General features: G+C 52.0%; 9 protein-coding genes and 3 tRNA genes. 6 read left to right on the forward strand and 6 right to left on the reverse strand.

Going from position 1 to position 13,544, the window contains the following annotated elements; all coding sequences use genetic code 11:
* Positions 1-209: 209 nt before the first annotated feature.
* Complete coding sequence (gene tig / locus ACFQ0F_RS04730) at positions 210-1,517, reverse strand: trigger factor (protein WP_340674810.1); 1,308 nt, start codon at positions 1,515-1,517, stop codon at positions 210-212.
* 237 nt (positions 1,518-1,754) lie between these two features.
* Here tig and ACFQ0F_RS04735 point away from each other — a divergent pair.
* The 3 genes from ACFQ0F_RS04735 (at position 1,755) to ACFQ0F_RS04745 (ending at position 2,030) form a co-directional block, all read left to right on the forward strand.
* Positions 1,755-1,831: transfer RNA gene (locus ACFQ0F_RS04735), tRNA-Pro, on the forward strand.
* A 28-nt stretch (positions 1,832-1,859) separates the two neighbouring features.
* Positions 1,860-1,936 (forward strand) — tRNA-Arg (locus ACFQ0F_RS04740).
* Positions 1,937-1,954: 18 nt separating this feature from the next.
* Positions 1,955-2,030: transfer RNA gene (locus tag ACFQ0F_RS04745), tRNA-His, on the forward strand.
* Positions 2,031-2,092: 62 nt separating this feature from the next.
* Here the strand turns inward: ACFQ0F_RS04745 and ACFQ0F_RS04750 are convergent.
* Genes ACFQ0F_RS04750 through ACFQ0F_RS04760 form a run of 3 tightly spaced genes read right to left on the reverse strand, consistent with a single transcriptional unit; the run spans position 2,093 to position 6,875 of the window.
* Complete coding sequence (locus ACFQ0F_RS04750) at positions 2,093-2,803, reverse strand: lipoprotein intramolecular transacylase Lit (RefSeq protein WP_379069621.1); 711 nt, start codon at positions 2,801-2,803, stop codon at positions 2,093-2,095.
* A complete protein-coding gene (locus ACFQ0F_RS04755; RefSeq protein WP_379069624.1) occupies positions 2,803-5,835 on the reverse strand; it encodes an efflux RND transporter permease subunit in 3,033 nt (1,010 codons plus the stop codon). Before ACFQ0F_RS04755 ends, ACFQ0F_RS04750 begins: the two co-directional genes overlap by 1 nt.
* A complete protein-coding gene (locus tag ACFQ0F_RS04760; protein WP_379069627.1) occupies positions 5,832-6,875 on the reverse strand; it encodes an efflux RND transporter periplasmic adaptor subunit in 1,044 nt (347 codons plus the stop codon). Before ACFQ0F_RS04760 ends, ACFQ0F_RS04755 begins: the two co-directional genes overlap by 4 nt.
* 173 nt (positions 6,876-7,048) lie before the next feature.
* Between ACFQ0F_RS04760 and ACFQ0F_RS04765 the strand changes: the two genes are divergently transcribed.
* The 3 genes from ACFQ0F_RS04765 to ACFQ0F_RS04775 all read left to right on the forward strand — a co-directional run bounded on the left by ACFQ0F_RS04765 (position 7,049) and on the right by ACFQ0F_RS04775 (position 11,545).
* Positions 7,049-8,380 carry a ribonuclease J gene (locus tag ACFQ0F_RS04765; protein ID WP_379069630.1) on the forward strand — a complete coding sequence of 444 codons (1,332 nt, stop codon included), beginning with the start codon at positions 7,049-7,051 and terminating at the stop codon, positions 8,378-8,380.
* A gap of 94 nt (positions 8,381-8,474) precedes the next feature.
* On the forward strand, positions 8,475-10,076 hold the full coding sequence (locus ACFQ0F_RS04770; protein ID WP_379069633.1) for an LVIVD repeat-containing protein: 1,602 nt from the start codon (positions 8,475-8,477) through the stop codon (positions 10,074-10,076).
* Positions 10,076-11,545 (forward strand): hypothetical protein, encoded by a 1,470-nt coding sequence (locus ACFQ0F_RS04775; protein ID WP_379069636.1) that lies wholly within the window; start codon positions 10,076-10,078, stop codon positions 11,543-11,545. Before ACFQ0F_RS04770 ends, ACFQ0F_RS04775 begins: the two co-directional genes overlap by 1 nt.
* 72 nt (positions 11,546-11,617) lie before the next feature.
* Here ACFQ0F_RS04775 and ACFQ0F_RS04780 read toward each other — a convergent pair whose 3' ends face one another.
* Both ACFQ0F_RS04780 and ACFQ0F_RS04785 read right to left on the reverse strand, forming a co-directional pair.
* Positions 11,618-12,649 (reverse strand): putative solute-binding protein, encoded by a 1,032-nt coding sequence (locus ACFQ0F_RS04780; protein ID WP_379069639.1) that lies wholly within the window; start codon positions 12,647-12,649, stop codon positions 11,618-11,620.
* Positions 12,650-12,718: 69 nt separating this feature from the next.
* The gene (locus ACFQ0F_RS04785) at positions 12,719-13,483 is read right to left on the reverse strand and encodes an alpha/beta hydrolase (protein WP_379069642.1); all 765 of its coding nucleotides are present in this window, start codon (positions 13,481-13,483) and stop codon (positions 12,719-12,721) included.
* Between the last annotated feature and the right edge of the window lie 61 nt (positions 13,484-13,544).

Genomic DNA, 13,544 nt, shown 5'->3' on the forward strand with positions numbered 1-13,544 from the left:
TTAAACAATCAAATAAAGAGGACAACTGCCGGAGCTTATAGGGCAGGAGCACAAACAAACACTCCCGAGCAGTCAAAGACATACATCGGGAGTGTCGGTCGTGCGTGGCGCGAGGTCAAGGCCAGCGCGCCCCTGTTTTTGTGCAGCTTTGCCACACTTAACGTGCAATTTTGGTTGCACGGAGTGTGGCTATCGCTGCCGCCAACAACTTACTTACCTTGTGGACGCACCACATCGGTGTACTTAGCAGCAGCTTCGGTCACTGTCGCTTCTGCCAACACACAATCGATTACCTGATCTTCCAAAACCATGGCTTCTACTTGGGCCAGCTGCTCTTTATTGCCCATGTAATAGCTGATGACTTCTTCTGGTGACTCATAAGACTCAGCAACTTCGGCAACCACTGCGCGCACACGCTCAGCATCGACCACAATCGCTTTGTCTTTAATGATTTGGCTGATCAACAAGCCCAGCGACACGCTACGCTCGGCTTGTTCTTTAAACAGGTCATCAGGCAGCATTTTTGGGTCTAGCTTGGCACTTGCACCACCAAACTGCTGGAACATGGCATTACGCTGACGCTCAATCTCGCCGGCCACTAAGGCTTTTGGTGCATCAACGTTGTGAGCAGCTAAAAGCTGATCCATGGCCTGTGACTTGACTTTATTTTTCACGGCTTGCTTAAGTTCACGAGCCATGTTTTTAGTCACGTCTTCACGCAATTTAGCCTCGCCGCCTTCTGTCACGCCGAAGGCTTTCAGGAAAGTCTCGTCGATTTCAGGCAGTGTTTGCTTTTGCACTTTGTGTGCAGTGATTTTGAATACGGCTGCTTTACCTTGCAGGTTTTCAGCTTGGTAGTCGGCGGGGAAAGTCACGTTAATGTCACGCTCTTCACCGGCTTTAATACCAACAACGCCATCTTCAAAGCCTGGAATCATACGGCCTGAGCCGATAACCAGTTCAAAGTTGCTCGAGGTGCCGCCATCAAAAGCTTCACCATCGATGCTGCCAGCAAAGTCGACTAGCACTTTATCGCCATCAGCGGCTGCTTCTGTGCTGTCTTCAAAGCTTGCGCGTTGCTTGCGCAGGCTTTCGATCATTTCATTGATATCGGCATCATTGATTTCAACCACTGGACGCTCAACGCTGATGTCAGCGAAATTGCCTAAAGTGATTTCTGGATAAACTTCGACCAGGGCAGTGAAGCTCAGGTCTTCGCCAGCTTTATCGCTAACTTCTTCAATGCTGGGGTAGCCGGCTGGATTGAGCTTTTCTTGCGTCACGGCTTCATAAAAACTGTCACGGATAATTTCGCCCAAAGCTTCTTGGCGAATAGAGTCGCCAAAGCGCTTTTGCACTACTGAAAGTGGCACTTTACCAGGACGAAAGCCATCCATGCGGATGGTGCGAGCTGCTTTCGCCACGCGGGCACTCACGTCTTGATCAATTTTTGTGGCCGGCACAACAACTTTGACGCGGCGCTCTATATTGGAAACGGTTTCTACAGTGACTTGCATGACAACCTCAAGACTTATGTGGTTCACGGGAAATAAATGGGCGAGCAGCGTAAGACTGCAAAATCAAGGGACAGCATTATAGAGAATGCGGGGCAGAATAAAAGGCCAAGCGTATTTGGGCGAAACTTTAAGCAATCGAACCAGCATTTGAGTTTTTCCTGTTGACGACCTGCTCGCGGATTCGTAATATGCGGCCTCGCAAGTCGACGAGCCTTTTGGTAAGTTACTTACGATGTTCGGGGTATAGCGCAGTCCGGTAGCGCGCCTGGTTTGGGACCAGGATGTCGGGAGTTCGAATCTCTCTACCCCGACCACTTTTTCAAAGCTTTGGTACTGCGCTTAGCGCTCGTAGCTCAGCTGGATAGAGCATCGGCCTTCTAAGCCGAGGGTCGCAGGTTCGAGTCCTGCCGGGCGCACCAAAATGCGCAAACTATGTGGTGGCCGTAGCTCAGTTGGTAGAGTCCCGGATTGTGATTCCGGTTGTCGTGGGTTCGAACCCCATCGGTCACCCCACTCCCCTTTCGTAACACCCCTCTAAACACTCACTTACGATTGAATCGCAGCTTGCGGTTGTTTTATTTCGTATTGGCTCGCCTTAGCAGCAATATCATCAGCACATAAATTATCAAGCCGAGTAAGCCTAAGCTTGCGCCAATGCCGGCGAATAGGTCTGGCGCCTTCATCATCGTGCTCATTAACGAGTCTTGGTAAAAGAAAAACCACTCGTGACCGATGGGGAATACCCAATGATGTAGCTGATAAAACACGGGCTCGAAACCTGCTAAAGCCAATAGCACAACGAGTGCTGCCAGCAATGCTAGCAATAAGCCTCCCTGCCAGCGCCACTTAATCTCATCGATACGATGGCGCAACAGCCATAAGCCCGCCAACGTCAGCCCTGCTATCCAATACAAGGCCACGTGTAGCCAGTCGATTAGCGCGGCAACATCTTGTAGATGCACTACTTCTGGTTCGCGCAACAGTGCCTTAGTGGCGCCATAAGTATCGGTAAAGCGAATGTCCGCAAGACCTAAGCCGCTATTATGAATCGCGTGCACGATGGCATTGAACGCTGCTTGCTGCGCACTGGGCGTGATGGTGTCAAAACCTAAAATATAGCGATTCTGCGGGCCAAACTCGGCTATCTGTGCATGCAAATCTAGCCAGTCATACCAAAGCACATAGCCGTAATTAAACTCGGCATGTAGCCACCAGCTGATGCCTAACGCGACCAGCAGCAGGCCGGCGAGTACGGCAAACCATGCTGCTTGGTAGCGAAATAGCATTAGCGCTCCAGCTTGTACCAGAGCGCATAAAGCGCCGGCACAAAGAACAGTGTGATGGCCGTGCCAACCGCAATGCCGCCAATTAGCACATAGGCCAGAGGGCCCCAGAAGCTATCGAAGGTGAGTGGAATAAAGGCAAAAACAGCGCAGATTGCGGTTAACACTACTGGCCTTGCGCGGCGTACAGCAGCCTCGATGACGGCATTCACTGGCGTCATATTCGACGCTAAGTTATCGGCAACTTGCTGGGTCAAAATCAGCGTATTACGCATGAGAATGCCGGCCAAACCAATTAAGCCGAGTAAGGCAACAAAGCCAAAGGGTTGGCCGAAAAGCAGCAAGGCTAAAACCGCGCCGATGATGCCCAAAGGCGCCGTTGCCACCACGATAAACATGCCGACAAAGCTGCGCATCTGCAGCATGACAAAGATCAGCATGAGCGCGATCATCAGCGGCTGCAGCTTTTGGATGGAGGCGTCGGCCTTGCCAGACTGCTCGACGCTGCCACCGATATCGATACGGTAATCTGGCGGTAGACGATTTCGCAGCTGCTCTGATGCCTGCCAAATAGTCGCTGTCATGTCATTAGGTTGTGCTCCGGAGACTTCGGCATGGACAGCAATAAAGGGCTCACGGTTATAGCGTTTTAACACCGGCTCTTCGTAGCGCACAGTGACATCACCAACTTGGGAAAGCGGCACCTTACGGCCATCTGCCGAGCGCAACTCTAGCCCAGCCAAACGCGCCTCAGAGCTACTATGACCTTTAGCCACCACTTCAACCAAGCGATTGCCTTTACGCAGCTGCGTAATTGGCCCGCCTTCAAGCTCAAATTGCAGCTGGCGCGACACTTCCGCTGGGGTTAGGCCAATTAAACGCAGGCGTTCGGTGTCCATGGCCACGTGCAAGATCGGTGCCCGCTCATCCCACTCAAGGTGCGGATCACGAATCGCAGGGTTCGCTGCCATGATTTCGCGCAGCTCTTTGGCAATGCCACGAAGCTTCTGCACGTCGGGGCCAACGACACGAAAGCTCACCGGCCAAGTCACAGGTGGTCCGTATAGCAGGCTGGTGACACGTACTCGAGCCTCAGGGAACTCACCACCATCGATGCGCTTTTGCAGCGTCGCGATAATCGTGTCGCGGTCTTCTTTGTTATGACCTACTGCTACCATTTTCGCGAAAGCAGGATCAGGCTGTTCGGGCAAGATCGAGATAAAGAAGCGTGGCGCACCGCCGCCAAGGTAGGTCGACAGCGTGCTGACTTCTGGCATGTCATGCAAAATCGCTTCTAACTTACGCGCGGTTTTATCGGTGACATCGATCGACGTGCCCTGCGGCATCGAGATGCTAATCATTACTTCTGGGCGATCTGAACTGGGGAAGAATTGCTTCTCTACTACAGTGGCCATGGCGATTATAGACAGTACGAGAATGCCTAAGGTGGCCATTACAACTAGGCCGCGATTCGCCACACAGCGGCGAACCCACGAGCGCATCCGGACATAGCCCGGTGTGTCATAGGGCGAATGGCCTTCGCTATGACTTGGGTTTGGCAACAATTTCACACCTAAATACGGCGTGAATGTCACCGCAACTAGCCATGAAACCATGAGCGAAATTGCCAACACCCAGAAGATATTGCCGGCGTATTCGCCAACACCCGATTTAGCAAATCCAATCGGCACAAAACCCGCCACGGTCACTAAGGTGCCAAAGAGCATTGGGGCAGCTGTCACTTTCCATGCATACGACGCTGCACGCACACGATCTAAGCCTTCCTCCATCTTCACGATCATCATTTCGATGGCAATAATGGCGTCATCGACCAAAAGCCCGAGCGCCAAAATCAATGCACCTAAGGTGATGCGATCGAGGTTGATATTCATGCTCAGCATGATCAAAAAGCTCAGCCCGAGCGTGATGGGAATAGCGATACCGACCACGATGCCAGCACGTAGACCAATGGCGACCACACTCACCGCCATCACCACCAACATGGCGACTAAGAACTTGAATTGAAATAAGTTTACTGCTGCTGAAATCGCATGCGCTTGGTTGGTCATGGCTTTAAATTCCATGCCCAAAGGCAAGCGTGCCTGTTCTGCGGTAATAAAATCAGCCAAGCGATCGCCTAAATCGAGGCCATTTTCGCCCTTCTTCATCACCATGCCGATGAGCAACGCATCTTCGCCACGCGAGCGCACCACATACTGGCGCGGTTCTTCGTAGCCTTGGCGAATACTGGCAACGTCTTGCAAGCGGATCAGCTTATTACCGATGCGAATCGGCACAGTAGCGAGCTGCTCGAGCTTGCTTAAATCATTATCGAGGCGGACATAAATTCGCGGCCCAGCCGACTCAAAACGACCGGCAGGAAGCAGGCGATTATCTTCTTCAATAGCGGCAAAAATCTGCTGCGGCACGATGCCTAGGTTGACCAACTTTTGGCTATCAAACTCGAGGTATACCTTCTGCTTAGGCTCGCCAATAACAATGACTTTCTGAACGCCCTTAACACGGCCTAGGCGATCGCGAATACCGTCTAACGTGCTCAGTGCATCGCGCATCGGCAGGCCCGGTGCGGTCAGCGACAGCACACTGAAATAGACATCGGCAAAATCATCGTTTGATATTGGCCCAATGACGCCTTGTGGCAGCAATGGCGCCAGATCTTGCATGCGTTTGCGCACTTCATAGAACAAATGCGGCATCTTTTCACTAAGCGTGGCGTCATCAAACTCAATAACAATATCGACTCGGCCAGGATGGATAATGCTTTCGATATGATAAACATTCTCTACTTCCTGGATACGCCGTTCGATCGGGTCGGCGAGCTGGCGCTGAATCTCCTCAGGCGAAGCGCCTGGCCATTGCGCCGATACCATCATGATGCGAACGGTAAATGCTGGGTCTTCAGCACGGCCTAGGGCAACAAAGGAGTAAATGCCGGCAAAAATCGATAGCACTAGAAAAAATAAGGTGAGTGCTCGTTGCTTTACCGCTATCGCCGATAGATTGGGAAAGCTCACTGCGCTAACTCCCGCACCGCCATGCCGGGCTTCAATAAATGCGTGCCGAGCACAATCAGCGATGTGTTGGCAGGGATCTCAGCCTTAATGCGTGCAGTTTCGCTGCTGAGCAAAGTCACTACAACCGGCATCGGTTGCGCCTTACCTTCTTTGATTAACCAAACGTGCGGGCCTTTACCGCGCTCATCCAAAGCACCTAGCGGCACTTCTAAAGTATTTTCAGTTAGGCTTGGCACGGCAAAGCGCGTTTGCATAATGGCGCCTAAGGCAGGCGCGGTGCTGGCGCCAACTAATTTATAGCGGGCGCGCTGAGTCCGACTCATGGCATCAAGAGCACCAGCTTTTTCGCTGAGCTTAATCGCTTCTTTCTTGCCTTCAGCGGTGATGATTTCACCTAATTCAGGTACTGGCATGCGATCGGGGAAAAATACTTCAACTTCGCGCTCGCCATCTTGAGCAAATACCGCAACGGCTTGCCCCGCAGCAACGACTTGGCCCGGCTCACCGGTGACATCTAGCAACAAACCATTTGATGGTGCACGCAAGACGTTATAAGCACTGGCATTTTTCGCTTGCAGTAATTGAGACTGCGCGGCGTTCGCGCGGGCTTTCGCTTCACGCTCGGTGAGATCTGTGCGGTCTAAGAATTGCTTGCTGATAAAGCCTTTATCAAATAGCTCCTGCTGACGAGCAGTCTCGGCTTTCGCTGTGGCCAATGCCGCAGCAGCTGATGTATTTTCAGCTTGAGCTGCACGCATGGTAGCGGCGTTATCGCTAGGGTCTTGGCGAAATAGCACTTGGCCGACCTTCACATGCTCACCAGCATTAACCAAACGCTCAGCGATTTGACCACTCACGCGAAACGCGACTGGCGACTCAACTTTCGCGCGCACAATGCCAGTCAGCGATAGCGCAATGCCATCACCGCTTTGAATTTTTTGAGTTTTCACCCAAGGCGAGGTGTCTTCGCTAGGTGCAGGCGCTTGCGAACAAGCCATGATGACAGCAGACAGACCGAGTACTACCCCAACTTTCAACATGCGTATTGTCCTACAAAACCGAATTATGTCTGATTATTCCCGATTCCGCTGAGAGATGACAGTTTAAAAGGCGCTTATGCGTTCATTTTAATGTACTACCGAGTAAATCAAACCTAACTGAGCCAACACAAGGCACAATAGCGGCTTCCGCAGCAGCTGCAAAGAGTCGTTAAATGCCGCCATCACCCCGCTACCACCATATTCATCAAGACATCGGCCCATGGATGCTGGCACTTGGCGGCTGTGGCGAATTTGGCGCTAACCTCACGCTCTATGGCAGCGCTGGTGTGTGGATAGCCGTCGATTGCGGTATGGCGATGAATAGTAATGAGGCCGGCATCACCGAAGTCTCGGTGCCTAGCTTAGCGGCCTTAGACAAACTCGATATTCGTATTGAGGCGCTATTAATCACGCATGGACATGAAGATCACATCGGCGCGATTCCTGCTTTATGGCGCAAGCTTCGCTGCCCGATTTATGCCACGGCTCATACGCACAGATTAATCAGTGCCAAGCTTAATCCGAATGAAAATGGCCCACGACAAATCATGGTTAAGCCCATGCAAACCGTGAGCGTTGGCCCGTTTAGCGCGCAATGGCTGCCCGTCACTCACTCCATTCCCGAGGCGCAAGCTATTTGCCTTGAAGTCGCTGGCAAACGCCTCTACCACAGCGGCGACTGGAAGCTCGACGCGCAGCCCATGGTTGGTCCATTGACTGCACAGGCCGCGCTGCAACAGCTGGGGCGTGCCGGCGTAGATGTTGTTATTGGCGACTCCACCAATGCCACTGTCGCAGGCTCGAGCCGCTCCGAACAAGAGGTTGCACAAAGCTTGGCGAAGGCAATGAAAACTGCCAGCGGCCGTCTTGTGGTGGTGTGTTTCGCCAGCAATGTGGCGCGCATGCACAGCATTGTTGCCGCCGCCGATCGTGTTGATCGCTATAGCGGCGTGCTTGGCCGCAGCATCGCAACACATGTTGGCGCCAGCCGTGCCAGTGGCTATTTAGACACCGACACGAAGCTACTACCAAATTGGGAGCTAGGCTTTTTACCGCGAGAACAACAATGCTGGATAGCTACTGGCAGTCAAGCTGAGCCAGGCTCTGCCTTGGTGCGCTTGAGCATGGGTAATCATCCCGCGTTTGGCCTGCAAGCCGGTGATACCGTATTGTTTTCATCACGCGTGATACCAGGCCACGAACAAGCGCTAGAGCAGCTATGCCAGCGCTTGCGTGAGCTTGGTGTGCACATTATTGACGATGACGCCCTGCACGCCTCTGGCCATCCGCCAGTAGAAGACTTAACCACGCTTTATGGCTGGCTAAAGCCGCGCTATTTACTACCCGTGCATGGCGAGACTCGGCATCAAGAGGCGCATATGCAGGTCGGTCGTACGCTGGGTATGGATGGCATCGTGCCGCGCAATGGCGACTTGATTTCGCTCACTGGCAAACCGTTTATTGCTGGCAGCACCGTGGTAGGGAAAATCCTGCAGCAGCGCTAATTCACGCACAAAGCCACGTCATTTTTTTGGCAAATGACAAGCTCACTAGTCGCGCGTAAACTTGATCGCATTAAAAAATAAAAAGAATTTCATTATGCTCAGCACTTATGTTCGCTTAGTCGCACTTGCCGCATTCTCAATATTTCTCAACGCTTGCGGTGGCGATACTAGTACCGTCTTTAACGGCACTAGTAGCACAGCTGCACAAGCTGAGCGCGGCCCTGAATACAGTGACGTCGATCGCCCAGAACCGGGCCTACAAGGGCAAATCCCACTGGCAAATCAGCTTAGTGGTGATGCTGCCAAAGGCTATCGCAAAGGCCTTAAGCTAGTCGGCCAAAACACTATTTTAGATCGTGGCGCCAATTTCTCCATGGCTTGGATTGGCGACTGTGCTTATGTCACTACCACATCTCCTGGGCAGATTTTTGGCCCACTCGCGTCGCCCTATGCCGATGCTAAGTTTAACCCACTCAACGGCATGGCCGTCATCGATGCTAGCGACCCGGCAAACCCTAAGCTTGTACAAATTTTGCAAAGCCCAGCCATGCTCGCGCCGCATGAGTCCTTACAGGCTAACGAAGCCCGAAAAATTATTGTAGCCGCCCGTGGCGGCGGCACAGCTTTTGATGTCTACGATGCTAGCGACTGTAAAAACCCAAAGCTTAGTGCCTCTATTAACGTTGGCATTGGCATTACCTTGCCTGAACTGCCCATCATTAGCGAAATATTGTCTGGCATCCCTGGTGGCCTAAACGCGATTGATGTCGGCCTACCTTTTATGGGGCACGCCCTGTGCCTGAGCCATGACGGCAAGACAGCCTTTGCCACCAGCTCCGCCTCAACCAACGCTGTCATCAATATCGATGACATCAAAAAGCCCTATTTAATGCACTTGTTTGCGCCAGCTGGCCACGACTGCGGCTTAAACCCCGACGATGATCGCTTGTATTTAGCGCAGTTTGGGTTCGTTGCTCTTGGTGTTGGCCTGCCTAACGGCCCTGCTGTCGGGCAAAATGGCATGGGTATTTACGATATCAGTAGCATCAAAAATCGCAGCGTTGGCACCAGCCCATTTTTATTCAGCACCGCCCCTCCGCAAATTAGCTTTTTACCGTGGACCAACGTGCTCATTGGCGAAGCGCCAACAGCGGGCTCGCATACCGCGCGCTGGTTCAAAAACAAAGGCCGCACCTATCTCTACTCTAGCGATGAGTGGCCCACCGCTGGCGTCTGCCCATGGGCCTTTGGCCGCATCATTGATATCACCGATGAGACCAAGCCACGCATTGTTTCCAATATAAAGCTCGAAGTGAATGAGCTCGATAATTGCCTAGAAACAGAGCTTGATGTTGCCAATTACTCAGCGCATTACGTTGGCTTCGACAACGCGAATGAAGCCACCATGCTATTTACCACGCACTACACTGGCGGCCTGCGCGTTTGGGACATCCATGACCCAGAGCACCCAAAAGAGATCGCTTACTGGCACCCTGTTCCCAATACAAAGACGCCTACTGTGCCGCTTTCAGAGTTTTTTGGCAGCTCTGGAGACCGCTGGGATGCAGTGCCAACTTATGTGCGTTACCGCCCTGAAACCGGCCATATTTGGATAGCTAGCTATAGCGCCGGCTTTCAGATTTTAGCCTTCACGCCATCGGCAGGCCCAACCGTACCGAAACCAACCGGCCGCTAATGCCCAACGCATTTTCCATGCCGCGCCAGCACATTATGGCGTGGCAAAGTGCTTTGTTTGGCACATTACTAAGCGTTACATTGCTGTGGCCTAGCGCTGCACACGCCCACTCTTTTGCTCGCAGCTACAATATTCCCGTGCCGTTTTGGCTCTACGCATGGACGGGAATGGCGGCTCTATTGCTGTCGTTTTTAGTGCTGGGCTGGGCCATGACTTCTAGTGCTGCGGCGCATCAAAAATCTCATCTGTGGCGAAGTAATAAGCCGTGGTTTTTTCGCCTACTTTCATTGCTTGCTCTAGCGCTGTTATTGCTGAGCATTGCCACTGGTCTATGGGGCAATACCGACGCCTACCGCAACCTGAATATGACGCTATTCTGGATAGGCATTGTGCTTATATTGCCTTATGCGACGATTTTCATTGGCAATGTTTATGCTGAGCTAAACCCATGGCGAAGCCTTGTTTCGCAAGCTAGCCAAGGCCGCTGGCGCTACCCCTCATCATGGGGATATTGGCCGGCACTGCTAGCGTATATGGCGTTTATTTGGATCGAGCTTTTTGCCGGCTTTGGACCTAAGCAGCTGTCTTTGGCCATCCTCGTTTATAGTCTTTTCACACTCTCAGGCATCTGGGCATTCGGTCTTCGCGATTGGCTGCGTTATGGCGATGTATTCGCTGTCATGCTGCGCTTAATTAGCCAGCTCGCGCCTATTCATTATCGCGCCGCCAGCACAGAGTTCCCCAACGGCGCTTGGCAATGGCGCTGGCCATTAAGCGGAATAGCTGAGAAGCCTGCCACGCACTCCAGTGAAGTCATGTTTATCCTATTTATGCTCAGCTCCACTGCTTTCGACGGCCTACATGCCACGCGCTGGTGGTCGGAACTGTATTGGATTGATGGCTTTGCGCTACTGTCACCTTGGCTGGGTAGCAATATAGTCACTGCATATCCGGCCTTAAAAGCCGGGCTTGTGGTGTTTGAAACACTAGCGCTACTACTCTCGCCGCTGCTGTATTTCGCGCTCTACGTGCTCTGTCTGTGGCTTGCAAAACGACTACTTAAAAGCAGCGTTAGTCTGCGTGAACTGACCTATCGCTTTGCCTACGCGCTCATCCCCATCGCCGTGGTTTATCACGCCAGCCACTATTTCACGCTAGTCATCACTCAAGGAAGCCAACTGCCTCGACTAACCTCCGACCCCTTCGGCTGGGGCTGGAACATCTTTGGCACAGCTAGCGCTAATCCATGGATCATTCTGCCCGACATGAATTGGGTATGGCACAGCCAAGTTGCGCTGATTTTGCTCGGCCATATTGCTGGCGTTTATGCCGCTCACCAAGAGGCCTTGCGCTGCTTCGCCACATCAAGGCAGGCCATGCTTAGCCAGCTGCCAATGCTGATGTTTATGATGGCGCTAACGGTATTTGGCCTATGGATTTTGGCGCAGCCGCTGAGCCCAGCCGCCTAATACTGACGCTTTCAACTGCGTCGGAATATTATTTGGCAGTTAGGCTCTGCAGTACTCCGAGGCGCCTATCAATTACCAGTTTTCGGTGTTAGCACTGCACTCTGAATCAGCCGAGTTGATGCTACAGCGAACGCGCTTGATGATCTTCAGGCCTGGCTTGTCATAGATGCCCTGCTCAGCAATCGCAATACGTGAGTCGCGTAGCATGATGGTGTACTTGACCATATTTTCCGACGTTAAATCGCCCCAAGTCGCCGCAGGAATGTCTTTTTCTGCTTTGTTGATGAGCGACATCGCACGATTAAATTGACCCAACCAATACTGGCGTGACTTCAGACCAAAGCCTTCGGGAAACTTGGTCTCATTAATAATGATTTGGTAAGTCAAAATGAGGATTGGAAAGCGGTTAATCGCACCTTTAGTGCCAATGCCGCGATAAAGCTCTAGTGGCCGATAAGCCATTGCTGGTGCGGCGATGAAGTCCACAGAGCCATTGTTAAATTTGCCGGCAAAGTTTGTGATGTCGGCTGAAACCGGCTGCGCGCCAATTTTCTGAATCATGATGGCCTGCGCTTTATCATAATCGAACGAGGCAATACGCTTACCCGCCAATGCCTCAACCGTATTAATTTTTCGATCATTAACCACAGGATACGCCGTACCAAATGGGATGATTCCAGCGACTTCATAACGACCATTGACCATCAGCTTGCTAGCCGCGGGTGATGCGAAGGTTTGAATGGTTTTGCGCACCGTTTCATAGCTGGCTGGCATATCAACTTTGCCATTACGAATAATGGTCGACACACCTAATGAGTCGAGCGCCGCAGCTGTGGGGTTAAATTGGCGGGTACGAAAGCCGGTAGCCATCACCGCGTCGCATTCACCTGCTTTTAAGTCTTCGGTGGCTACACGCTCATCAGTGTAGGCTTTGATCGACATTTTTGCGCCCATGTTCTGAGCAGCTACGGCGTAGTCTTTGGCAATATTCACCATATCGCCAGCGCCACCGAGCAGGTCATAAACGCAGAGTGTTTGGTTTGCTTGAGCCATTGGCGCGGCAGAGGCAGCAATCAAAAAGACAGGGATAATCAGTTTTTTCATGTAGTTTCTCTTTTTATTATGGTGCCACGCTTATATTGATACGAATCCCTTACCACAACTGAACATGGCTTAAGCTTTCGCCTTAAGCCACGCTATACAATCCTCAGCTACCCGCTCCCAACCATCCTCATCAAGGATTAAATGGGCATTGTTCGGGTACTCGAGATAGTCGCAGCGCTCGCCATAAAGCGCTGCGTTTTTGCGACAGACACTGCTAGGCACAATGCGATCTCGCCCGCCAGCAATGCTTAACAATGGCGTTTTGTTGGCATTGAAATCGACCGTCGCGGCGCCATTTTTTTGAAACATCGCAAAGACAATCTCTGCTGCTGCTCGTCCTGACTCATGCACTAAATCTGCAATACGAATTGCCGCATCACTCTCGCTGAGCTCATTGAATACGGCATAACGAGCCTCGCGCGCATTTAGCTTATTCGGCTTCTTCCAAAAGCCCGGCGTGCTAAAGATGCGCGTGGTGGCCGGCAACATAGATAGGCGCACAGGAAAAACTCCACGCGGCGCAGCACTACAAATCAAAATGGCGGCTTTTGCCAAACCTTTAGCAACAAGCAACTGCGTCAACAAACCGCCCATAGAGTGGCCAATTAAAATAGGTCGCTCAGGCAATGTGGCAATAAACACCGCAAGGTCATCGACATAATCACGCAAGCTGGTCGTGCCTAGCTCAGGATGTGGTGCACCCAAGGCATGATGGCGCAAGGTAGGCGTATGCACGGTATAACCTGCAGCTTCAAATGGCAGGCGATACGATGACCAAATCTCTCCCACACACCACATGCCATGAATCATCACAATTGGGGGTAAAGCGCTCATAGCGTCATTCCTAAGTTTTTAGCTCAATTAGTGAGACTACGTTCGGATGTATGGCCTTGCT

The organism is Paraperlucidibaca wandonensis (assembly GCF_042677145.1).
Taxonomy (GTDB): Bacteria; Pseudomonadota; Gammaproteobacteria; order Pseudomonadales; family Moraxellaceae; genus Perlucidibaca; species Perlucidibaca wandonensis.